Annotated in this window: 21 protein-coding genes and 1 tRNA gene; 9 read left to right on the top strand and 13 right to left on the bottom strand. The window is 36.7% G+C overall.

Translation table 11 applies throughout. The annotated features are described in order from the left end of the window. Nucleotides 1-89: 89 nt before the first annotated feature. From NZ519_00690 to NZ519_00655, 8 genes are all read right to left on the bottom strand, one after another. On the bottom strand, nt 90-869 hold the full coding sequence (locus NZ519_00690; GenBank protein MCS7027256.1) for a thymidylate synthase: 780 nt from the start codon (nt 867-869) through the stop codon (nt 90-92). 10 nt (nt 870-879) lie between these two features. Then, entirely contained in the window at nt 880-1,056 is a 177-nt protein-coding gene (locus NZ519_00685) for a hypothetical protein (protein ID MCS7027255.1), read from the bottom strand. A 33-nt stretch (nt 1,057-1,089) separates the two neighbouring features. Next, entirely contained in the window at nt 1,090-1,716 is a 627-nt protein-coding gene (locus NZ519_00680) for a DUF4412 domain-containing protein (GenBank protein ID MCS7027254.1), read from the bottom strand. Between the two features lie 33 nt (nt 1,717-1,749). After that, on the bottom strand, nt 1,750-1,875 hold the full coding sequence (locus NZ519_00675; protein ID MCS7027253.1) for a hypothetical protein: 126 nt from the start codon (nt 1,873-1,875) through the stop codon (nt 1,750-1,752). A gap of 133 nt (nt 1,876-2,008) precedes the next feature. Next, entirely contained in the window at nt 2,009-2,995 is a 987-nt protein-coding gene (locus NZ519_00670) for a hypothetical protein (GenBank protein ID MCS7027252.1), read from the bottom strand. Nucleotides 2,996-3,166: 171 nt separating this feature from the next. Next, entirely contained in the window at nt 3,167-3,637 is a 471-nt protein-coding gene (gene rfaE2 / locus NZ519_00665; protein ID MCS7027251.1) for a D-glycero-beta-D-manno-heptose 1-phosphate adenylyltransferase, read from the bottom strand. 3 nt (nt 3,638-3,640) lie between these two features. After that, a complete protein-coding gene (locus NZ519_00660; protein MCS7027250.1) occupies nt 3,641-4,246 on the bottom strand; it encodes a DUF4230 domain-containing protein in 606 nt (201 codons plus the stop codon). A 6-nt stretch (nt 4,247-4,252) separates the two neighbouring features. Beyond that, on the bottom strand, nt 4,253-5,245 hold the full coding sequence (locus NZ519_00655) for a hypothetical protein (protein MCS7027249.1): 993 nt from the start codon (nt 5,243-5,245) through the stop codon (nt 4,253-4,255). Between the two features lie 192 nt (nt 5,246-5,437). On the opposite strand from NZ519_00655, the gene NZ519_00650 reads away from it, so the two are divergent. Both NZ519_00650 and NZ519_00645 read left to right on the top strand, forming a co-directional pair. After that, complete coding sequence (locus tag NZ519_00650; protein MCS7027248.1) at nt 5,438-6,163, top strand: leucine-rich repeat domain-containing protein; 726 nt, start codon at nt 5,438-5,440, stop codon at nt 6,161-6,163. A 20-nt stretch (nt 6,164-6,183) separates the two neighbouring features. Next, on the top strand, nt 6,184-7,032 hold the full coding sequence (locus NZ519_00645; protein MCS7027247.1) for a DUF4097 domain-containing protein: 849 nt from the start codon (nt 6,184-6,186) through the stop codon (nt 7,030-7,032). Between the two features lie 17 nt (nt 7,033-7,049). Here NZ519_00645 and NZ519_00640 read toward each other — a convergent pair whose 3' ends face one another. Beyond that, on the bottom strand, nt 7,050-7,982 hold the full coding sequence (locus NZ519_00640) for a glycosyltransferase (protein MCS7027246.1): 933 nt from the start codon (nt 7,980-7,982) through the stop codon (nt 7,050-7,052). Nucleotides 7,983-8,097: 115 nt separating this feature from the next. Here NZ519_00640 and NZ519_00635 point away from each other — a divergent pair, with 115 nt between their 5' ends. The 4 genes from NZ519_00635 to NZ519_00620 all read left to right on the top strand — a co-directional run bounded on the left by NZ519_00635 (nt 8,098) and on the right by NZ519_00620 (nt 12,945). Then, nucleotides 8,098-8,973: an NAD kinase gene (locus tag NZ519_00635; GenBank protein MCS7027245.1), complete on the top strand. Its 876-nt coding sequence runs from the start codon at nt 8,098-8,100 to the stop codon at nt 8,971-8,973. Nucleotides 8,974-8,996: 23 nt separating this feature from the next. Continuing rightward, a complete protein-coding gene (locus tag NZ519_00630; protein MCS7027244.1) occupies nt 8,997-9,182 on the top strand; it encodes a hypothetical protein in 186 nt (61 codons plus the stop codon). Between the two features lie 39 nt (nt 9,183-9,221). Next, the gene (gene dnaE / locus NZ519_00625; GenBank protein ID MCS7027243.1) at nt 9,222-12,740 is read left to right on the top strand and encodes a DNA polymerase III subunit alpha; all 3,519 of its coding nucleotides are present in this window, start codon (nt 9,222-9,224) and stop codon (nt 12,738-12,740) included. A 73-nt stretch (nt 12,741-12,813) separates the two neighbouring features. Continuing rightward, complete coding sequence (locus NZ519_00620; GenBank protein MCS7027242.1) at nt 12,814-12,945, top strand: hypothetical protein; 132 nt, start codon at nt 12,814-12,816, stop codon at nt 12,943-12,945. Between the two features lie 17 nt (nt 12,946-12,962). On the opposite strand, the gene NZ519_00615 is transcribed toward NZ519_00620, so the two are convergent. Further along, on the bottom strand, nt 12,963-15,401 hold the full coding sequence (locus NZ519_00615; GenBank protein MCS7027241.1) for a hypothetical protein: 2,439 nt from the start codon (nt 15,399-15,401) through the stop codon (nt 12,963-12,965). Between the two features lie 405 nt (nt 15,402-15,806). Here NZ519_00615 and hemH point away from each other — a divergent pair, with 405 nt between their 5' ends. From hemH to NZ519_00600, 3 genes are all read left to right on the top strand, one after another. Continuing rightward, entirely contained in the window at nt 15,807-16,823 is a 1,017-nt protein-coding gene (gene hemH / locus NZ519_00610; GenBank protein MCS7027240.1) for a ferrochelatase, read from the top strand. A 22-nt stretch (nt 16,824-16,845) separates the two neighbouring features. After that, the gene (locus NZ519_00605) at nt 16,846-17,562 is read left to right on the top strand and encodes a ceramidase (protein ID MCS7027239.1); all 717 of its coding nucleotides are present in this window, start codon (nt 16,846-16,848) and stop codon (nt 17,560-17,562) included. Nucleotides 17,563-17,788: 226 nt separating this feature from the next. Further along, complete coding sequence (locus NZ519_00600) at nt 17,789-20,686, top strand: tetratricopeptide repeat protein (protein ID MCS7027238.1); 2,898 nt, start codon at nt 17,789-17,791, stop codon at nt 20,684-20,686. A 24-nt stretch (nt 20,687-20,710) separates the two neighbouring features. Here the strand turns inward: NZ519_00600 and NZ519_00595 are convergent, their stop codons facing one another. The 3 genes from NZ519_00595 to NZ519_00585 form a co-directional block, all read right to left on the bottom strand. After that, nucleotides 20,711-21,484: an alpha/beta hydrolase gene (locus NZ519_00595; protein ID MCS7027237.1), complete on the bottom strand. Its 774-nt coding sequence runs from the start codon at nt 21,482-21,484 to the stop codon at nt 20,711-20,713. Between the two features lie 44 nt (nt 21,485-21,528). Then, nucleotides 21,529-22,533: a phenylalanine--tRNA ligase subunit alpha gene (gene pheS / locus NZ519_00590; protein ID MCS7027236.1), complete on the bottom strand. Its 1,005-nt coding sequence runs from the start codon at nt 22,531-22,533 to the stop codon at nt 21,529-21,531. A gap of 2 nt (nt 22,534-22,535) precedes the next feature. Then, nucleotides 22,536-22,608, bottom strand: a tRNA-Arg gene (locus NZ519_00585). Nucleotides 22,609-22,772 lie beyond the last annotated feature (164 nt).

The following is a 22,772-nucleotide window of genomic DNA, read 5'->3' as shown; positions in this document are numbered from 1 at the left end:
TATAACAAAGTTTTTTGAGCAAACAAAAAGTCTGTGCGATAAGTGCGATAAAATGAGCAAAATAACAACAGAAAAAATCAAACTCTTCTCTACACAGCCACAGGTGCTTTTATCGCAGGGTGATGTTGATAGTTAATCAAGGTAATGTCTTCGTACTTAAAATCAAATATGTTTTTTATCGCAGGATTTAATTTGACTTGGGGCAAAGGATAAGGTTCTCTGCTAAGTTGAAGTTTAACTTGCTCTAAATGATTTTGGTAAATGTGTACATCTCCCCCTACCCAAATAAATTCATACGGAACTTTGTCTGTAACTTGTGCCATCATCATGAGCAGCAAAGCATAAGAAGCAATGTTAAAAGGTAAGCCCAAAAACACGTCGCAACTTCTTTGGTACATTTGCAGACTTAATTTATCGCCCTCACAATAAAATTGAAATAAAACATGACAAGGTGGAAGTTTCATTTGGGGTATTTCGGCTACATTCCAAGCACTGACAATCATTCTGCGGCTATTGGGATTAGTTTTGAGAGTATCCACTACTTCTTGAATTTGATTATGCCCGTTCCAATTGACCCACTGCTTGCCATAAATAGGACCTAAATCGCCATTTTCATCTGCCCATTCATCCCATATAGTAACTCCATGTTCGTGCAAATACTTAATGTTTGTGTCCCCTTTCAAAAACCATAAAAGTTCGTGAACAATAGACTTGAAGTGTACTTTTTTCGTAGTAACTAGCGGAAAGCCCTCATTTAAGTTAAAGCGCATCTGCCTGCCAAAAACAGAGTAAGTACCTACCCCTGTTCTATCCTGCTTGAATGTACCGTTTTGCAGAATGTCCCTTAAAAGGTCATGATAAGCCTGCATGTTTCTAAAATTAAGATTTTATTTTATCATTTTGTTTGCTTTGCTTCCATTTTTGGTGTTGTTTGAATGCCCATTGGTACATTAAGCTAGCGATAATTAGGGCAATATACATTAGGTAAGAGTTTTTTGCGTAACCTTTGTCTAAATACAAAAACACAAGTACAGAAATAGACATCCAAACTACCATAAAGCCCCAAAACCATAGCCAAAGGCGCATGAGCTATCTAAGTCCTTTGATAGGCATCTCTTGTATCTCGTACTCTGACAAGTTAGGAAATATCGCATCATCTACGGTAGATTTTTCTATTTTGGTTACCTTGGTGGTTGAAACATTGTTCTCGTCTTTGATTTCTAACTCCAAAGGAAAACCATACTTTGATACGTTATTTTTAGCCATTCCTCCCACTACTTTATCAAAATCTATGTTTAGCTGTTTGGTTATATCTTTGCTTACCCACGCTGTGGTTGTTTTTTTGCCATCTTCTACAATAATTTTAGTGCATGTATAGCCAAGTATAGTTTTAGTTTCTTTGGTTTCGGTAACTTTGGGCTTTTTGTTAGGATTTTCTTTGTCTTCATTTATCTTAATTCTTACTGCGGTTTTTTTGCTACCCGTTTCTTGAAGTACGTAGACTTCTTTTTTCGTTCCATCTGCGTACATTCTTTGAATAGGGATGCCGCCTACTTTTATTTCTGCAACTGCTTTATCACCTTTGATTTTGTATTCTTGAGTAAGATTTGTGCCCTGTGTGGTTACTTCCATAATCATTATACCTTCAAAGTTTTGGGCAAAGCTGGTTGAGAGTAGCAGCCCTATTGCCAAAACGAAACTTGACAAGTTTTTCATATTTCAAAGAATTATATTGCAAAAGTAGCAAAATTATATTTGTTCTAAAAAATAATTTGATTTTTTGGGCGTGCCCCTTGCTAACGCAAGGGTCGGAGCATTCCGCACGTAGCCCGAAGCACGCCGACCTTGTGGGCATGAGCGAAGCGAAACGCCCACAAGGACACGCCCAAAAAACTAAAACTTAAAACTTTGTATAATTTCTTAAAAAACACAGTAAAAAATAAAGTGCCTCCCCGAAGGAGACACTTTGTTGGGTCATTTTTTGTGCGTAGCTTTTGGACAGTACGACTTACCTATTCAAACTTGCTACGGCTTCTTGACGAACTTTATTAGCTAAGAAATTCATTTCGTGTCTGTCTAAGAACATGGCATATAGCTCGCGGTACTCAACTACATCAGGTGCCATTTTAATTGCTTCTTGATAAGCTTTCATGGCATCCATGATTAGGTCTTTGCTTTCAAAGTATCGGGCAAGCATGATTTTGTTAAGAGGACTAGGTTCTTCTTCGTTGAAGGCTTTTAGGTCATGCTGAATAGATCTGCGGGTGCTGTTATCCAAGAGCGTAAAAGGTTGTGCATCTTCTTCGTTTGCATTCATATTTTCTTTTAAGTTGACTCGCCAGTAGTAATGTTCACCATGTTTTAGATTAAGTCTTTCTAAATTGATGACTACGAAAGTGTCTTTGGTTTCTTTTGTATAGATAGGTGTACCCATGCGGTTAGAGATTTCAAATACGTATCCTGATTGTTGTGCGGCTTCTTTAGCTCTTTTGTCAGTTATCCAATTGAAGGTTACTATACTGTCCATTAAGCTAGTTTTTCTAGGCAAATCAGGAGTAACAGTACCTTTTGTAGCGCGCTCAATAGAGCCTAAGTTAGCCATAGATTTGCGGTAATCTTGGAATTTGGTTGAAGATCCCGTTATGTCTTGGGTAACATAAGCAACCACTTTGCTCCCTACTGAAGAGGTTGCACTCATTTGTTTGTCCAACTCGGATAAAGCTATTGTACCTGGATTACGTATTTCCTTTGCTTTTCCTGATTTGAGATGCACTAAACCTAAATAGGCACCTTCGCCGAGTTTAATGTTGTCATTTTTGTTTAGCTTAGCCCCTGTGAACACTTTTATCCAAGCGCCTTCGCCTTTTCTTTGCAGTTGGACATCTCCTTTTGTCGCTAACACAGAGAATACCTCTTGAGCAGCTAATGGCATGCTCACAGCCAACAGTAAAGCAAGCAGATAGAACTTTGCTACGATTTTCATATAGTTTTTCATTTTTTATTCAGCTTGTAAATTTAAATAATTTGCTACTTTTCTGCAAAAGATTCGAAAATCTACTCACTTATACGAAAGCAAACTTGGAAAGTTTCATTTTTGTTTACTTTTTTATGGAATAAATTCTTATCATGATGAATAATTTCATATATAGCTTTGATAATGAAGTAACTATGAGTTTTGTCTTATTTTTTGTTCTATCAAAGTGGTAGAGTAACCTTGAACAAACGGAATAATTTCTACTCTTTTAGCCCATTCTTTGCCTACTACTTGGTCCACGGTATAATCACCTCCTTTGACTAAAATATCAGGTTGTATTTGTTTGATAAGTTCAATAGGTGTATCTTCATCAAAAATAACTACTGCATCTACACACTGTAAAGCACATAATACTCTACTGCGAGATTGTTCATCCTGAATAGGTCTATGCTTTCCTTTTATGCGTCGTACTGACGCATCACTATTTAATCCCACGATTAACCTATCACCAAGAGATTTGGCACTCTCCAAGTACTCCACATGCCCGTAGTGTAGAATATCAAAACAACCATTAGTAAATACAATGACGTCTGACTTTAATCGCCAACGTGTAATTGCTGCTTGCAAAGAATTTAAGGTATGTATTTTTGAAGCAGTGTTCATACTCTATTGCTGTTGAACAAAGTATACTTTTACAGGCTTATTAAAAGGTTTAAAATACTTTTGTAAAATTTCGGCTACTCTATCTTGAGCTTTCTGAATGTATTCTTTGTTTTCGGATAACTTTTTCTTATTCTCTAAATATAGTTTCTGCTCTGCTTCTTTGAAGGCGTTTTCATCAGGGAATATAAAATAACCCTTCTGTATCATACCTTGCTTTTGATCTAAGTGCCCTTCAAAAGAAAGCAGCTTAGCAGGTGGCAAAATAATTTCAATTTCATTTTCCTTTTCTAGTACTTTGCATTCACTACTTTGCATGTCTACACCATACTTAGCAGTATAAGGTAAGCTAAGCGTTACTGTTTTTTCTATCAATGCTTTTTTAACAATTCCAAACCAGCTATCATTTTCATCTAAGTTGGTAATTGTGATTTGTGCTACTCCTTTGACTTCCAACGTTCCAAGCTCCGCAATTTCTTTAACCATCTCTACGTGGTTAAAAAAACTTGCCTTTATATTTTTAGCCCCTACCTTCTGACCAATTAAAAACACTCCTACCAGTGAAAGCAGTATCAAAACTGATAAGCCTATTTTTTTTAAAGACCGTAGCAACATAGCTTATTGAAATTTCTGTGCAAGTTCGGTAAAAATTTTAATTCCTCGTAACTTACCATTTTGAATAAAATTACTAAGATAAATTGGATTGAGGTGCTGTTTCATCAATCTTGCGCATTCCGAATAAAATTCAGATTCATTGAAAGAGTAATCTTTCTTGGCAAAATTAGTAGCCGCATAGAAAATTTGAAAGTTTGCTAATCTATTCATAAGTGCAATATCTCTACCATACTGTATACGTTGGTAGTAGTACTGTACATACTGCGATGTAGAAATAGATAAATCTTGTAGGTTTCCCCTATCTATAAGCAAAGAAAAGACATTATCACTATACGGCGAACTTGGATATTTATCTAAAAACTGAGTAAGTGCAGTATAATTTTTCTCTGTATCAGATAAAGTTAGCGTTTGTTGTAGCGCTTGTATATATTCTTTGTACTGTTGAGCTTGATGGGGTCCATTTACTTCAAAATACTCTTTTTGTGTAAGCATATTCCCGCTATTGTCTAAAAGATACTGAACTTCCAATTCGTACTTGCCTGGTTCTAAAACATAAGCATAGCTACTCTTTTGTGATTGTGGAATATGTTTTAAGCTAGGATGTATATTCCCTAGCTGCCAATTAACTTCTATCCATACTGATAAAGATTTTTGAGGAGGTACAACAACGCCATACTTATCTACATTTCCCATTACCATTTTACGAATACTTTGAGTGTTATAGTTAGGTGTGATAATGTCTTTGCATTCTTTTACAATCTGCGTACCTATATGTGTAAGTTTTGCCCATACATTAACGCCAAGAGTAGGCGCAATTAACCTTTGAGGATTATTGCTTACATTCTTGACTAATATCTCAAGGTTAATGCTCTCTCCTTGATAATATACCGCAGGATGTTTTTGAAAATAGAGTTGTAAGACCTGCGGATAAGCCACGTACACCTTGCAACTTATCAGCCCTGCTAATACTGCAATTGCCCAATATTGAAATTGCATTACATTTTTAGTTCAATGATTCTTTAACGTATGCCAAATTAAAAATAATACATATAACAGCAAAAATTATGCTGTAATTTAATTCAACTGACAATTAAAATAAGATTATTTCTACTCTTTTAGACGTATATTTTTGCTTTTGCAACACAATTAAAGAAAATTGGTATTTTTGTTGATAAGTTTTTGAGATGTATGAAACTATTGTTTCCTCTATTTGTTGTGCTTTTTTCTGTGTTTTCTACTGCCTTAGCACAGCACTTATTGCCTGAGCAAGAATTAAATAAACTCCCTACCTACCAGAACATTGAAAGTGCTATACGAAAATCAGATACTGTGTATAAGCTAGATTTGAGCAACCAAAAATTAACAGCCATACCTAATAAAATCGGCTTGCTTAAAAAAACACAATTTTTAGACCTTAGCGGTAATTTAATAACTGAACTTCCAAAAGAAATAGCAGAGTTAAAAAACATACAAGAACTCAGAATAAGCCGTTGTCCTAATCTTAATTGGCAACAAGCCTTTAGCTTAATTTGTCAACTACCTAACTTGGAAAAACTCACCATTGACCACGGAAATGTAAAAGAGATACCTTCTTGTATTGCTAACTGTAAAAACTTAAAGTGGTTCTATGCGGATGGCAACAAAATAACTAAATTACCCAAAGAAATTGGGCAACTTCACCAACTCAAAGTACTAGGACTATCTATGAATGCCATTACCGAACTACCTGTTGAAATAACTAACCTGACCAACCTGGAAGAGCTGCATCTTACTGCTAATCAAATCACTGTTATGCCTAAAAATATAGATAAGTGCATCAATATGCATTTGCTTATTTTGAGCGACAACAAATTGGACCCAAAAGAAAAAGAACGAGTACGTAATGCTCTACCTCATGCGCGTGTACAATTCTAATTTTTTACTTTTGTAGTAGTATGAAAGGTTATTTTGTCTTACTAACATTATCAATCTTTACCACCGCACTATCCAAAGACATTACTAAAATTCTCTTTGACAAGCGGTATGACACTGATTCTGTACAATTTATCAGCTTTAATACGGTTTCAGGTAAGTACATTATTAAGCCCTCTATTGACAGCAATGCTTACCTTAAAATCACTCTAGTCATTTCTAATGAAAAAAAACTAGCAGAATTTAATGAAAAATCCAAACTACGATTGGATAAAAACGAGGGAAAAGTAACTTTTACTCAAGATATGGGCGGTGCTTCAGGTGAGTTGATATACGAATTACTTCTACCTAAAAATAAAATTCATATAGACATTACTACTCAAAACTCTGAAATTAAAATTGAAGGAGTTACAGGCAATAATGTTACCATACATCACAAGCAATCAGATATAAGTGTTGAAAATGTGAATACAGGTACTTATTCCATCACTACTCAAAGCGGCAAAGTAGAAATAAAAAATGTAAAAGCAGACATTAAAGTCAATACCACTTCCAGCAATGTAGAGGTTACTCAAATAGGAGGAAGCCTAGAAGTAGTTTCAGAAAAAGGTAATATTCATTTTAACGGACAGAATGAATTTGAAGTTAATTTAATTACCAAATCAGGCGACGTAGAAATATACATTGGTCAAAACGCTAAATACAATGTCAATCTTGTAGCTAATAGCCGCATAGAATACAATCTGAATAATATACAATTCCAGGGCAGTATCACGGAGAAGACATTGGTAGGGCTTCTTAATAATGGAAAAATAAATCTCAAAGCCAGTGCTACCAAAGGAAAAATACGCATTTATAATAGCAGGGTATAGATAGAAAGTGTTCTGATTTAATTAGATCGTAATTTTTTAGAGAAAAAATGGCGGAGTTGCTTATAGGTCAGGGAGAGATAATTTTTTCTGAAAATCAAGCTTTTATCCAGCAGCAGCGCCTTACGTTTGTAGTATTTCATTTTTTGCATGTCTCCTGCGTTAAAAGCCATTAAAGACAGGTAAATATAGCAAGCAGACTTTATTTTGTTTTGATACCCCTTATAGTATTGCTGATAAACAGGATCAGTATCTACTTTGTGGCAAAAGTACTCAAATCTACGCTCACCTTGTTCTAACTGTGCAGTATTCACGCTTCGTTGTGGATGATGCAATATTCCTGTATTTATTTTGTTTATTCTACCTACATCAGGATAATGGGCTAATACGCGCAACCAGTACTCATGATCTTCTGAACCTGAAAGTATTCTATTTTCGTCCCAAAAAATAGAAGTGTAGATATCTCTGTGTATAAATACTCCTGCGCAAGATAAAAAATTACCCTCGGTAATTTGCTTCAATGCATTCCTAATAGGCTTAAATTCAAACCGATAAACTACTTCTCCTTTTTCATTGACCAATTCGTACAAATTATGAAAAATCTTCTTTTCAGGATGAGCTTGCGCGTATTGATATGCATCTTTGAGATTGTCAGGATATAAGTAATCATCTGAATCTAAAAACGTAGCATACAAACCTTGTGCGTGTTTCATACCTGTGTTTCGAGATTTGCCCCGTTCATAGTTTTGTTCATGCCGAATGTACTTAATTTTACCTTCTATAACAAGAGGTTTGAGCAGCGCCTCTGTATTGTCCGTAGAGCAATCATCTACTACAATTACTTCAAAGTCTTGAAAAGTTTGATTAAAAACGGTATCTAAGGTTTTGAGAATAAAATTTGCCCGATTGTAAGTAGGAATGATAACCGAAAAAAACGGTGTTTTTGTATCCATTGTGCAAAAATATGTCAAATAAAACAAGTAAAAAAATAACAGCCTATTTGTTTTTTCAAAAAATTGCCCTAAAATGATTGCTTTTGCAGCGCTTTTTTATTACCTTGCAAGGTATATGCGCATCGCTTTAATTGGCATTAAAGCAAAAGCTGAACTCAAAAATTTTTATGCTGATTTATACAAAACATTTAACCAAAATGGCATTCAAACGCTTACGTACTACTTGTTACGCCAAGAGTTACATAAATTAGGTGTGCATCCCGAAAAAGACTATGCTTTCAGAACTGCACAAGAATGGGATAAAGTAGATATGGTTATCAGTTTAGGCGGTGATGGTACGGTTTTAGAAGCAGCTCGCATAGTAGGTAGCTTAGAAGTTCCTATTTTAGGCATCAACTTAGGTAGACTCGGCTTTTTGGCAACCACGACCACGGACAAACTCAATGACATGATAAATTTGCTGCAAAACAAAAAATACAAAATGAGTGCCCGAAGTCTATTACAGTTGCAATCTAATAAGTCTATTTTTGTAGGATACAGTTTTGCACTCAATGATTTTTCTTTACACAAAACTAACAACAGCTCCATGATAACTGTTCATACTTGGTTAAATGGCAATCCTCTCAATAGTTATTGGGCGGATGGATTAGTTGTTTCTACGCCCACAGGGGCAACAGGCTATTCGCTAAGCTGTGGAGGACCTATTATTACGCCCGATTCAAATTGTTTTGTTATTACGCCCGTGGCACCGCACTCACTTACAGCACGCCCCTTAGTGATAGCAGACCACCATGAAATTAAGTGCACTTTTGAATCTCGTAGTCAAACAGCACTGGCTTCTTTGGACTCTCGTAGCGAATTGATAAGTTCAGATTGTGAAATTTATCTCAAAAAAGCACCTTTTAAGGTTTTTTTAGTCTATTTAGGGGATAATGATTTTTTTGGCGTACTGCGCAACAAACTATTTTGGGGATTAGATAAAAGAAATTAAAGTATTTCGGATATGTTTTTTGCGTGCGCTTGTGGGCGTTTCGCTGCGCTCATGCCCACCAAGGTCAGCGTGCTTCGGTCTACGTGCGGAATACCCCGACCTTTACGTCAGCAAGGGGTACACCCAAAAAACTTAGTAAAAACATTGCAGGTTTGAAAGCCAAGCGTATTGCTTTGTGTTTGACTTGTAAGCTCAAAGCAGGAATATAAAAATCTTTTAGTTAAACTAAAAGTTTATACATTTGTGCTATGGTCAACTTTGCGCATTTGCATTGTCATACTCAATACAGTTTATTAGATGGCGCGTCCAATATCCCCAAGCTCATGAAACATGTAGCTAAATCAGGAATGCAGGCTATTGCCATTTCTGACCATGGAAACATGTTTGGCGTTCCAAGCTTTTACTACGAAGCTAAAAAAAACGGTATACAACCTATTATAGGTTGTGAATTTTATCTTTCACCTACCACTTGCCAAGATAAATCTCCAAAATTACCTCGCTATCATCAGTTGTTGTTAGCAAAAAATATTACAGGATATAAAAACTTAATTAAACTCAATTCTATTGCTTACCAAAAAGGATTCTATCGCTATCCACGCATAGATAAAGCGCTTATCCAGCAGTATCATGAAGGTTTAATTGCTACTACTTGTTGCTTAGCCGCCGAAATTCCCTCACTGATTATAGCAGGGCGAATAGATGATGCCCGCAAAGCTTTTGAGTGGTGGTTAGGCCTATTTAAGGACGATTATTACATAGAAATTCAACGGCATCCTGTTCATGAGAAAGGATTAGATGACCTTCCTGAACAAAAGATTGTCAATCAAGTTCTTTTAGAATGGTCAAAGCTATATGGTGTCAAAGTAATAGCTACAAATGATGCCCATTACATTACTGAACAAGATGCCGCAGCACATGATGTATTACTATGCATTCAAACCGATTCTGAACTCAATCAACCGAATAGATTTAGATTTGAAGGCAATCAATTTTATGTCAAAACGCCCGAAGAAATGCAAGCTGTATTTCCTGATCTTCCCGAAGCTCTTGAAAACACGCAAGAAATTGTAGAAAAAACGAAATTTGACCTTCCGTTTGGGGATATTTTGCTACCTCAATATCAACTGCCCGAAGGTTTTAAGACTGAAGATGAGTATTTAGCTTATTTAGCTTATGAAGGGGCAAAAATTCGCTATCAAGGAATTCCGCCCGAAGTAGAGAACCGCTTACAATTTGAATTGCAAACGATTAAACAAATGGGCTATGCAGGTTATTTTTTAATAGTTCAGGATTTCATTAACGCTGCTCGTAAGCTTGGCGTAATGGTAGGATTAGGTAGAGGTTCTGCAGCAGGTTCATTAGTGGCTTACTGCACAGGAATTACAAACATTGACCCCATCAAGTATGACCTGCTATTTGAACGATTTCTCAACCCTGAACGTGTATCTATGCCCGATATAGACACAGATTTTGACGACGTAGGGCGACAAAAAGTAATTGAATACGTCATTCAAAAATACGGCAGACAAAGTGTATGTCAAATTGTTACCTTTGGTACAATGGGCTTAAAAACCGCCATTAAAGATGTAGGGCGAGTGATAGGTATTCCGCTATCAAAAACTAATGAAATTTCTAAATGGCTAGATGACCTACCCCTTACCTTGCCTGACGGAGAAACCGAATTTTCTTATGCAATGAAGCACATTCCTGAATTTGCCCAAGCCCGAGCTACTAGCACAGGAGAACTTAAAAAGCTTTTTGACTACGCAGAAGTACTAGAAGGCTCTGTACGCCAAACAGGAATACACGCCGCAGGAGTTATTATAGCCCCTGGCGATGTTTCAGACTATGTTCCTCTGTTCGTTCAACGTAAAGATAATGAAGAAATAATAGCCGTCCAGTACGATGGAAAGTACATAGAAAAAGCAGGATTGCTCAAAATGGATTTTTTAGGGCTGGCTACTTTGACCATTATCAAAGACTGTTTGAATTTGATAAAAAAACGGCATGGAATTGAAATAGATATAGACAAAATTCCCCTTGATGACCCTAAAACTTACAAGCTCTATCAGCAAGGTAATACAATTGCTACATTTCAATTCGAAAGTGAGGGCATGCGCCAATACCTTCGCCAACTCAAACCTACTAACATAGAAGATTTAATTGCTATGAACGCTTTGTATCGCCCAGGTCCTTTGCAGTACATTCCCAGCTACATTGCCCGAAAGCACGGCAAAGAAAAACCCGAATATCCCCATGAGTGCTTGATTCCCATTTTGGAAAAAACTTACGGCATCATGGTTTATCAAGAACAAATTATGCAAACTGCCCAAGTAATGGCAGGCTACTCTTTGGGAGGAGCAGACTTGCTACGTAGAGCAATGGGAAAAAAAGATGCGAAAGAAATGGAAAGACAAGAAAGCATCTTTGTAGAAGGGGCTATCAAAAAAGGAATTGATGAAGCCACAGCGCGTAAAACCTTCGCTATAATGAAAAAATTCGCAGAATATGGATTTAATCGCTCTCATTCGGCAGCATATTCTATACTAGCTTACCAAACTGCTTACCTTAAAGCTAACTACCCCGCAGAATACATGGCATCCGTACTGACCAACAACATGAATAACATGGATAAACTCTCCTTTTACCTGGCTGAATGTAAATCTATGGGCTTAGAAGTACTCGGACCTGATATCAATGAATCTGAATATGCTTTTACAGTCAATGAAAAAGGACAAATTCGCTACGGATTAGGTGGTCTTAAAAATGTAGGTGGGGCAGCCATTGAAGCAATTCTTCAAGAACGAAACAAAAATGGCAAATTCAAAGATGTATTTGACTTCGTTTCTCGTGTAGACCTGCGGCTGCTTAATAAACGTTGCATGGAAAGCTTTGTACAAAGTGGTACTTTTGACAGCTTTGGCATAGAAAGAGAACGATATTTTGCTTCAGTTAGTGATAAATCAGGCACTATACCATTTTTAGAACGTATCTTACGATATGGCAACAAAGTTCAAACAGATAAACACTCTCAACAAAATAGTTTGTTTGATACCGCAGGTGATAATGCCGTAGCAGAGCTTGCCCCTTCCTTCCCACAAGCACAGCAGTGGTCTATTTTGGATAAGCTCAACAAAGAAAAAGAAATTCTCGGAATTTATCTTTCAGGACACCCTCTTGACCCGTATCGTTTAGAAATTCACACATTAAATTGCAGTATAAGCAAGCTAGAAACCTTAAAATCTCAAAAATACAAACAGGATATTCGCTTGATTGTAATGGTAGAGGATGCAGTTAAAAAGCAGGACAAAAATGGCAATCCTTATTTGCGAGTAGTTTTATCAGATTTTGAAAGCAGCACAGAGATTACTTTATTTAGCAAGCAGTATGCGGAATTTGCCAATTACATGGAAAAAGGGCAAATTTTGTATATAGTAGGTCGTTTACAACCTCGTTACAAGGACAGTCAGGAATTAGAGTTTTTTATTCAAAAGGTGGAGTTCATGGCTGACGTGGTAGAAAAAATAAAAACTTTGCACTTGGAAGTAGAGTTAGATAAAATAACAAAAGATTTTACAGAAAACGTAGAAAAAATTGTCAATCAGCACAAGGGGGGGGATACTTACTTGTATTTTACCATAGTGGATGAAAGCAACAGCCAAAAAATTGTAGGATATTCTAAAAAATACCAAGTAAAACTAACTCCTGCGCTCAAAGACTTTTTTATCAAAGAATTAGGTATAGAAAAGTGTAAAGTAGTTTGGTAGCTTTTGGTAGTGGGGTGTGTTGAGCAAAGGTAAAAAGCTTGTTTTTATGTTTGAGTTAAGTAAGATTATTTTTTTGGGCGTGCCCTTGCCCACACTTCGCTTGCGCTTGTGTGGGCAAGGTCGGCGTGCTACGGGCTACGTGCGGAATGCCCCGACCCTTGCGTCAGCAAGGGGCACGCCCAAAAGTAAAATTATTAAAACTTAATCTTGTGTTCATAAGGTCTATCGCTTCAAAAATTCGTATTCGTAAACTTTTGGTTCTATCTTATCAGCCAATTGTTTGAGCTTTTCTCTCAAATTCGTAATTAATTTCATGTACGTTTCGTCTGAACTTTTATGGTTCATTTTGCCTTTTTTATCTCTACCTTGAAAATACTCCTTTATATCATAAAGCGAAGCATTCACATTACAGTTAGGTTGCTTGTGGTAATATTTCCAAAGTTCACGACCTGCATCAAAAACCGCTTGAGCTTCTGGTGAAAATATCAAAGGTTTTGTCCTTTGGGTTTTGATGCCAAATAAATCTCCATTCTCTTCGGCTTTCACTTTACCTCTTATGAAATTACTCATAAAATTACTTTCAAATTTATCTCTTGCGTCTACCTCTTGTTCAGTGAAGGGAATCCAATGATTAGTGCCTTCTTTGGAAGTAATGCGATTTTGCCCGTGAAACAAGGTAAAAGCAAGACAATCGTTTTGAAATTCTGTATCTTCTTGCCAACCGTCTTTGGGATATAAAAACTGATCCCGATCATTGAGCCAAGTGGCTTCTATGCAATGACGAACCGCAAAGTAAATAGAACCTTCAAATATATTACCACAGTGAAAACAGTAATAATTATTATGTCTTTTGCCATGATTATTTGAAATGTTTAGAAATTTGTTGTTTTGAAAGTCTGGCGTAGGATTTTCCATAAATCCAATACCTTGTTTCTCTGATAAATCAAAACATTTAATCCATTTATTAATATTTGGACATGAATTTCCATAAAAACCTTTCTTTCTTATGAATTTACCGTTTTTATCATAAACATCAGCTTGTATTTCTTTAAAAGGTTCTTTAATGTTTCCATTCCATATAAAAAAACCAATGGGGAATTTTCCTTTTACGTTGTCAAAAGTATCCGATGGTACAACAAACAACTTTTCTAGTTTGGGTTGGAAGACTTTTCGGAATTCTATAAAATTAGTGGCTTGTAAAATTTTTAATTTTGAAAAATTTGCAATCCAACAATTTGGAATTTCGGAGTATATACGGATTAGAAATTGAGTAAACAGTTCATTGCTTGCTTTACTAATTACATCTTTATATTTCAAATAAGTTTTATTGTCGGTAGCTGTTTTAGGTTTGTTCTGCCCAGTGCCAGCTACAGTTCTTGCGGTGGTTGCTTCCGCATAGGGGGGATTGATATAAATGACTAATTTTTTTCTTTTGTTTGCATTGGTAATGATGTTGTATAGACTATCGGGCAGTTTTCCACCCTTGGATTTTGGGCTAAAATCATCATTGAGAAAATCAAATTGAAACACGTGGTCATGAAGTAAGTTTGCTCCATTATTGATACGGTCATGCATTACTTGTACATCTTGTATGTCTAAGGTGGAAGCCCAAATATTGTATTTGTTGGTAAGTCCTACCAGCAAATTACCTGTTCCAGCGGCACAGTCCCAGACATAATATTCGTCTTGCCAGTTTTCACTAAGTACATCGGCTAAATATTTTTGAGAAAGTTCAACCCAAATTTGGGGGGTAAAAAAACTTCCTTTTCGCTCTCGTATGTCTTGGGGTACTAGTAAATCTCTACGTTCTACAATGTAATCCCAGTATTCTTCTTTGGGAGGTCGTTCGTATTTGTTCCAAAATTGGGTATGAGCAACTTGGTTGTCTGTAAAGTCAGCTCGTTTGCTGCTAAACATTCCTGTTTCATCTATTTTTCTATCTAGTTCGTAATGGTCGCGTTTTAGTAAAACAAAAAGTTTTTCTTTTAGAGTACAGTTATCTTGTGAGAGCAGGTCAGCAAGATAAAAATCACCGTCAATAATTCCATTTTTTTTAGCAATGTCCCAGTTTACGGCAATGGTTGGTTTAACAGTTTGAAGCCATTTGTTGTAAATAGCAATGAAGTTATTTTTATCAATTTTGATTTTAGTCAAGCCGAATTTGCCAACAGTGAAATTTTCTTTAATGAATTTTTTTAGTTCTCGGTCATCTGTCAGAAAGTTAAAGAGTAGGGCTTTACTGTCAATGATAGATTTCACTTTTCCGTAAATAAGTTTGAACTCTTTTGTGTTATGATTGGAAGGGGTTACTTTCCAATTGAAGTCATTGAGGTAAAAAACGTCATGAATGTCATTATAAGGAATAAAAGCGATCTTTTCTGCATCAAAAGCACCAAGGAATGCGGGGGGCAGATACTTGTCAAAAGTTCTTTCCTTGCCAATGGTTAAAATCAGCTGAACGATAGAGTTGTAAATGTCAGAAGAACCTCTTTTTGCTTCTGCCCATAGTAATGACTCTTGTTCAAAAATTTCCTTTCGGCTTTGGTACATGCACACGCAAAAGTCCACGTTTCCAATGATTTTGGTACAATCATATACCCAAAAGTAATCTTGGGCTACTTTGTTTTTTAGCTCTTCTTCTCTCATATTTTTATACTTCATTTCTACCTCCACTTGTTTTTATGGTAAAAATCGTAATTTAGGTAGATGCCACCAAATTCCCACAGCAAAAGAGTAAAGTGGCTTTAACCGCTTTATATACGAGCAGAAATAATTTACAAGGTAAAGCAAAATTTTCGATTAAGTCAAGATTTTTTAACTGTTTGAAAATCAAGTAAATTTATTTTGTACATGGTTGGAAAAAAATAATCTTACTTTTTTGCGTGAGGGGCATGGAGCATGCCGTTAGGCAGTACGAAGCGCAGCGAAGTACCGAAGCGAAGCGTAGTGCGGAATGCCCCGACCCTTGCGTCAGCAAGGGGCACGCCCAAAAAATCATAATTCAAACAAAAACACATCCATCATCAAAGGAATGTTTTATTTTGCGTTTTTGTTAAACAGAGCGTTATGAAAGTGGGCGTCTTACTTGTCAATCTTGGTACTCCTGATAATCCTAAAACTCCCGCAGTACGCCGCTATTTACGAGAGTTCCTCATGGATGGCAGAGTAATTGATATCCCCAAATGGCAACGCTTTTTATTAGTGCAAGGTATTATAGCCCCCTTTCGCGCCCCTAAATCAGCTAAGGTATATCAAGCCCTATGGACTGAACAAGGCTCTCCTTTGCTAACATATAGCTATGCTGTCCGAAACGCTCTGCAAAAAGCCCTTGGGGAAAGATATCATGTAGCCTTAGGGATGCGTTACCAAAAACCCAGCATAGCCCAAGCACTAGACGAACTGAAAAAAAATCAAATACAAAAAATGATTATCCTGCCTTTATTTCCGCAATATGCTTCTGCTACCACAGGTTCTGTACATCAAAAAGTAATGGATATAGTTCGCCATTGGGCTGTCATCCCTGAACTTATCTTCATCTCTCAATACTGCAATCACGAAGGTTTCATAAATGCCTTTGCAGAGAAAGGAAAAAAATACTTATCCCAAGAGCCATTTGACCATGTTATATTTAGCTATCACGGCTTACCTGAAAGACAAATTACTAAACACGATACTACTCAAACATGTCTAAAAACAGAAAACTGCTGTGCTTGTTATAACTCTCAGAATCAATTTTGTTATAGGGCGCAGTGCTTTGAAACTTCAAGAAAACTGGCTGAAAAGTTAGAACTTGCCCCTAACCAATATACAGTTAGCTTTCAATCTCGCTTGGGTAAAAGCCCCTGGATACAGCCCTATACCGATGAAGTAATATCAAACCTTGTACAACAAGGTAAAAAAAGAATTCTGATATTCTCCCCTTCATTTGTAGCCGATTGTTTAGAAACCACTATCGAAATAGGTATGGAATACAAACACTTATTTGAAAATTTAGGCGGCGTACGATGGCAGTTAGTAGAAAGCTTAAACGATAGCCCACTTTGGATAAACGCCCTTAAAGACATAGTGGAACAATATACATAATAAAAAAGTTGTAAATTGCGGTATGCCTCCTCAACCCCTTGACTTTGGACCCATATATAAAGAAACAGACCTATCTCATTGGTTAGCAGAACCTTGGAATGCGTTCTCTTCTCTTAGCTTTTGGATACCTGTATTTTACTTTGGCTGGAAAATTCAAAAAAACTACAAAAATTACCTTTTTCTATTGAGTTGTATGCCGTTTTTATTTATTGGGGGATTAGGCAGCACTCTGTTTCATGCTTTTCGCCGATATCCTATTTTTTTGGTCATGGATTGGTTGCCGATTATGATTTTAAGTTTGATGATTATGGTCTATTTTTGGTATCAAATACTCAAAAAGTGGAGTTACACTATTTTAGTAGTACTTTTCACTTTCGTTTTACGAGCCCTTGTATTTGAGCTGATTAAGCCCTATCATTTACCTAAAAATGCTTTTATCAATATAAATTACACTATTACTACTTTGGTAATAGCCGCGCCTTTAACTGTATTGCTCATTCAAACAAAAGGTAAAAATTTTATTTGGCTAATTGGCAGTGGAATATGCTTTGCCCTTGCTATTTTCTTTCGCATTATTGACAGAGAACAGGACTGGATAACAGTAGGGACACACTGGTTGTGGCATATTTTCTGTGCCGTAGGTGCCTTCTTTTTAGCTCAATATTTGTACTTGTATCAAACTGAAAAAACTGGTAGGGCTTGTACTCAAAATTATGCACAAGAGTTTTATAAGGTCTAAAATGTTTTAATTTTTTGGGCGTGCCCCTTGCTGACGCAAGGGTCGGGGCATTCCGCACATAGCCCGTAGCACGCCGACCTTGTGGGCATGAGCGCAGCGAAACGCCCACAAGGACACGCCCAAAAAAATTAAAAATTATTCAATATTCCCCTTTTGCATAAAGCATAATTAAGATAACCACCACATAGCCAATTGGGCAAATAAAAATTCATTTATTTTTGCAAATATGAAAAAGCAAAAAATAGAAAATAGCTCTACACAAATACACGCCAAAGCAGAATCTATACAAAACCAAGACAATACCCCTGCGTTTCTGTTACTTAATCCTACCCAAGAAATTGTAAGCACCTTTCGTAAAAGCTACCCCAACGCAAAAATCTTCACAAATACCAAAAATGAACAAACTATTGTAGTATCTTCAGGAAAAGATATCTGCACACAGTTGCCAAATAATACTCCGCTAGTAATATGGGATATCAGCCACTATAAAGCTGCTAACGATATTCTCGAATGGCTACAATCCCAAAAAAAGCACTTTCAGCAAAATAAAGTATTATGCGGAATTCTACAAGAAAACACAGAGGTCAAAGGAGTAAAAAAATGGATAAATTCAATCAAAAAAGTTATTTATCAAATTCTAAATCCAACCTTGTGTCCTGAATACCCTGCGATTGTCGTAATACCTGCAAAAGATGCACAGTACGTTATTCACCATAGCCAATTAAATCTGCACAGTGTTTTATATCTCACTCGGCAAATAGACTTAAATCATCACATTGAACCTGTAAAAGTTCCTTTGCAAACGATAAAAGTCCCTGTTTTTTCTGCTTTGGTTCATTTTTTTGCAAATAGACTGAATTGGTATATTTTCTCACCTCTACAAGACATTTTAGACAAACACACACCTTCTTACGAACCTTATTTAAGTAAAAATCGCTCTTGGATGCGCTTGCTCTTTGCAGCGTTGTGCATACTCTTATTGCCCTTGATGCTTTATGTAAGCAAAGATTTTGGACAATCAGGCGACGAATGGATGCACTACGCCCAAGCAGAAAAAGTGTTAAAGTACTACAAAGAAGGGGATAAAGCTTGCTTAAATGATCCGAAATTGCTGCTACACTACTACGGACAATCTTTTGATGTAATCACAGTGTGGCTAATTAAGCAGTTGAAGCCCAAAGATCCCTATGCACTAAGGCACTTTTGCAATGCTTTAATGGGCTTTATTGCAATTATGTTTACTGCTTTATCTGCTAAGGCAATTGGGGGTTGGCGGGCAGGTATTTTAGCTTTTATTTTTATTGCAGTAACGCCGCGCTTTTTTGGACATTCTATGAACAACCCTAAGGATATACCATTTGCTGCAGCTACTATATTTGGAATTTTTTACACTATACGTTTCATTCAGCAGCTCCCTCGCCCTATGTTCTATACATGTTTTTTTGCAGCAGCAGGCATAGCTTGGGCAATAAGTATTAGAGTAGGGGGCATCTTAAATATTGCATATTTCGCTGCTTTTAGTGTTCTAGCCATGTTTTTTATCTCAAAAGCAGAAAGAAAATGGACTTCTATCATATTGACAATAGCGCTCATCAGTCTATTAGGCTATTTAGGTGGCTTGATATTATGGCCCTACGGTTTGCAAAATCCTATCAAAAATCCTTTCATGGCACTTAAAGCAATGTCAGATTATCCTCTTAATATCAAAATTGTGTTTGAGGGAAAACATATTTGGTCAACTGAAATTCCGTGGTACTACGGAATAAAATACATTTTTATTAGCAATCCCTTAGTGGTACTGATAGGCTTTTTGACTATGATTGTTTTGTCTGTTCAGCTGTACAAAAGAAACATCTTTCCTAAAATTCCTTTGCTTTTAGTACTTTTTTCATCTGTGTTTCCTATTCTTTACACTATATACAAAAATTCCACTTTATACAATGAATGGCGGCATTTATTGTTTGTATATCCTAGCTTAGTGGTTTGTGCTGCTTTAGGTTGGAATGCTATTCTTTATTTTGTTTCGCAAAAAGCTGTGCAAATAGGTAGTTATGTGCTTATATCTGTGGGCTGTATTGAACCTACTATTTGGATGATACGAAATCACCCGAATGAGTACGTGTATTTTAATCAATTAGTAGGAGGTACCGCAGGCGCGTACGGAAATTATGAAACAGATTATTACATGAACAGTGTCAAACACGTAGTAGAATGGTTCTTAAAACATGAGTTTGAACCTAATCAGCATAAATATTCCAAAGAAAAACCTCTTAATTTAGTTACCACTTCGGTAGGTCCTGTGAATTATTATTTGCGTAATCACAAAGACAAAATTAAAGTAATTTACACAAGATACTACGAACGCCAATGGAAAGATTGGGATTATGGAATATTTCCTGTTTCTATTCAAGTGCATAATTCACAAGTCAAGCGTGGTTTATATCCTCCCAAAGGGACTATTTATACTATCAAAGCCAGCGGTAAAGTAATGTGTGCGTTAGTTAAAAATGGTGATAAGAATAGTTATCTTGGGCGAGAGCAGTTCAAACGCAATCAATATGATAGTGCCCTACAATCTTTTAAGAAAGCACTGTTGTATGATCCTAACGATGAAAATGCGTACAATGGAATAGGTAGATATTATTATAGCAAAAAGAAGTTCGATAGTGCCATGTGGTATTTTAGGAAGTCCACATTCATTTATCCTGAATATGCAGATAGCTACAACTTGATGGGGAATATTTACATGCAGCAAAAAAATTACGACAGTGCTATTGCTAATATTCAACGTGCTGTGGATTTAATACCTAATTCAGGAAGTCTTTTAACGGGCTTAGCCACAGCGTATATCCAAAAAGGTGAATACTCTACTGCTTTTGAACATCTCAATGAAGCTGTCAAATATCCCCCTGTATCTGCTGAAACCTATTTCTATTTAGGAATATGCTACATGTATCAAAGAAACTACCAGTCCGCAGTAGATGCTTTTATCAATGCCATTAACACTAACCCTAAATATCCGCCTGCTTATATAGAGTTAATCAATTTACTAGAAAAAACAGGAAATAAAAACTTGGCTGAACAATACAAAAAGGAATTACAAAGAATACAAGCTAGTCCTTAAAAGAGCAACAGTACAGTCCTATTTTCAAGATTGAGCTGCAAGCAAATGTTTGTTAAGGAATTTTCTCAAATATGCATTAAACTCTTTGGGTCGCTCCATCATAGGGGCATGACCGCAATGGTCAATAAAGTACAGTTCGCTATTAGGAATAAGTCTGTGAAACTCATGGGCAACTTCGGGCGGAGTGATGTTGTCGTTTAGTCCCCAAATTAAAAGTGTGGGGCACTGAATAGTGCGAATTTCTACTCTTAAATTGTGTCTTTGTGCCGCACGAGCAATTTTAATAATGCGTATTGCTTTTTTAGGATTATTTACAATCTCAAATACTTCATCTACAAGCTCTTGGGTAGCTGTTTTAGGATCGTAGAAAGTGTATTCTACTCTTTCTTTGATATATTCCATTGAGCTTCTTTTTGGAAAGCTTCCCCCCATGCCTGATTCAAATAAACCTGAACTACCTGTCAAAATTAAAGTCTTGACTTTTTCGGGATGCTCTAAGGTATAAACTAAACCTACATGCCCCCCCAGCGAATTGCCCATAACCGATAAGTCTTTTAAGCCCATTTTGTCTACAAACATGGCAATATAGTCTGCCAAAGTTTCTACGCTCAAATCATCTAAATTGACTTGGTAAATGGGCATCATGGGGATAATTACACGATAGTCTTTTCTAAACTCCTCTACTACATCTGCCCAGTTGCTCAAAGCCCCAAACAGACCATGTAATAGAAGTAGTACGGGTCCACTACCTTCGTCAATGTATTGTACCTCATCTAGCTGTTTGAGTTGGTAGTTCATGTATGCAAAGGTAAAATATACGCAGTGAATTAACAAACAATCAACTAAAATTGCTGTAAAAAACGAATATCATTTTCAAAAAACAATCGTAGGTCGTTTACTTGATATTTAAGCATAGCAATGCGCTCTATACCTAACCCTGCCGCAAAACCTGAATACATTTCGCTATCTATACCCACATTTTTGAGTACGTTTGGATCTACCATTCCGCAGCCCAAAATTTCTACCCAACCTGTATATTTGCACACATTACAACCTTTGCCGTTGCAAATAGTGCAAGATATATCTACTTCTGCACTCACTTCGGTAAAAGGAAAGTAGGAGGCTCTTAATCTTATTTTTGTGTCTTTACCAAACATTTCTTGGGCAAAGTGGAGTAAATCCCTTTTGAGGTCTGCCATTGAAACATTTTTATCTACATATAAAACTTCTAGCTGATGAAATAGACAGTTAGCTCGTGCGGTGATAGTTTCATTGCGGTACACTCTACCTACGGCAATAATTCGGATAGGTGGGCGTTGTTTTTCCATTACACGGACTTGTACAGAAGAGGTGTGTGTGCGTAGAAGTATATCGGGATTGAGGGAGATAAAAAAAGTATCCTGCATGTCTCGAGCAGGGTGGTGTGGTTCAAAGTTGAGGGCAGAAAAGTTGTACCAATCTGTTTCAATTTCTGGACCTTCGGCTACTACGTAGCCCATTCGTTCAAAAATTTGGATAAGTTCTTTTTCTACTAACGTCAAGGGGTGCAGCTTGCCCTGATGAAGAGGCTTAGCGGACAGTGTATAATCAAAATCAAATGTTTCGGAAAGTTGTTGGTTAGTGTTTTGGATGCTACTTATTTTTTCCTGTAATTTTTGTTTGAGGGCGTTGAGTTTTGCCCCAATGGCTGCCCTCTCTGGTGTAGGCAAACTTCCAATTTGAGAAAAAAGCTGTGAAAAAATACCTTTTCGAGAGAGATATTTAAGGCGGGCTTGTTCAGCTTCTTCGGGTGTGTGTATGGTGAGTGTGTCAATTTCTTGACTTAGTGTTTCTATTTGAGAGTACATAGTAGCAACGCCGAGACTCGAACTCGGATTTAAGGTTTAGGAAACCCCCGTTCTATCCAGTTGAACTACGTCGCCAGATTTGACCGCAAAAATAGAAAAAATACACATATTTTGCAATGCTAAACGGTTAGTGTTTTTTTTGATATATAGTTGTATATTTTATTTTTTGGGCGTGCCCTTGCCCACACTTCGCTTGCGCTTGTGTGGGCAAGGTCGGCGTGCTACGGGCTACGCTTTCG

It is taken from the genome of Bacteroidia bacterium (assembly GCA_025056095.1).
Taxonomy (GTDB): Bacteria; Bacteroidota; Bacteroidia; order JANWVE01; family JANWVE01; genus JANWVE01.
This window is presented reverse-complemented; position numbering and strand designations above follow the sequence as displayed.

Bases quoted from the DNA above. Each gene is read 5' to 3' on its own strand.
- NZ519_00615 (MCS7027241.1), bottom strand. From the start codon at position 15,401: ATGAAGTATAAAAATATGAGAGAAGAAGAGCTAAAAAACAAAGTAGCC.
- dnaE (MCS7027243.1), top strand. From the start codon at position 9,222: ATGGTCAACTTTGCGCATTTGCATTGTCATACTCAATACAGTTTATTA.
- NZ519_00685 (MCS7027255.1), bottom strand. From the start codon at position 1,056: ATGGTAGTTTGGATGTCTATTTCTGTACTTGTGTTTTTGTATTTAGAC.
- NZ519_00595 (MCS7027237.1), bottom strand. From the start codon at position 21,484: ATGAACTACCAACTCAAACAGCTAGATGAGGTACAATACATTGACGAA.
- NZ519_00640 (MCS7027246.1), bottom strand. From the start codon at position 7,982: ATGGATACAAAAACACCGTTTTTTTCGGTTATCATTCCTACTTACAAT.
- NZ519_00670 (MCS7027252.1), bottom strand. From the start codon at position 2,995: ATGAAAAACTATATGAAAATCGTAGCAAAGTTCTATCTGCTTGCTTTA.
- NZ519_00690 (MCS7027256.1), bottom strand. From the start codon at position 869: ATGCAGGCTTATCATGACCTTTTAAGGGACATTCTGCAAAACGGTACA.
- NZ519_00645 (MCS7027247.1), top strand. From the start codon at position 6,184: ATGAAAGGTTATTTTGTCTTACTAACATTATCAATCTTTACCACCGCA.
- hemH (MCS7027240.1), top strand. From the start codon at position 15,807: ATGAAAGTGGGCGTCTTACTTGTCAATCTTGGTACTCCTGATAATCCT.
- NZ519_00605 (MCS7027239.1), top strand. From the start codon at position 16,846: ATGCCTCCTCAACCCCTTGACTTTGGACCCATATATAAAGAAACAGAC.
- NZ519_00655 (MCS7027249.1), bottom strand. From the start codon at position 5,245: ATGCAATTTCAATATTGGGCAATTGCAGTATTAGCAGGGCTGATAAGT.
- NZ519_00600 (MCS7027238.1), top strand. From the start codon at position 17,789: ATGAAAAAGCAAAAAATAGAAAATAGCTCTACACAAATACACGCCAAA.
- rfaE2 (MCS7027251.1), bottom strand. From the start codon at position 3,637: ATGAACACTGCTTCAAAAATACATACCTTAAATTCTTTGCAAGCAGCA.
- NZ519_00635 (MCS7027245.1), top strand. From the start codon at position 8,098: ATGCGCATCGCTTTAATTGGCATTAAAGCAAAAGCTGAACTCAAAAAT.
- NZ519_00650 (MCS7027248.1), top strand. From the start codon at position 5,438: ATGAAACTATTGTTTCCTCTATTTGTTGTGCTTTTTTCTGTGTTTTCT.
- pheS (MCS7027236.1), bottom strand. From the start codon at position 22,533: ATGTACTCTCAAATAGAAACACTAAGTCAAGAAATTGACACACTCACC.
- NZ519_00680 (MCS7027254.1), bottom strand. From the start codon at position 1,716: ATGAAAAACTTGTCAAGTTTCGTTTTGGCAATAGGGCTGCTACTCTCA.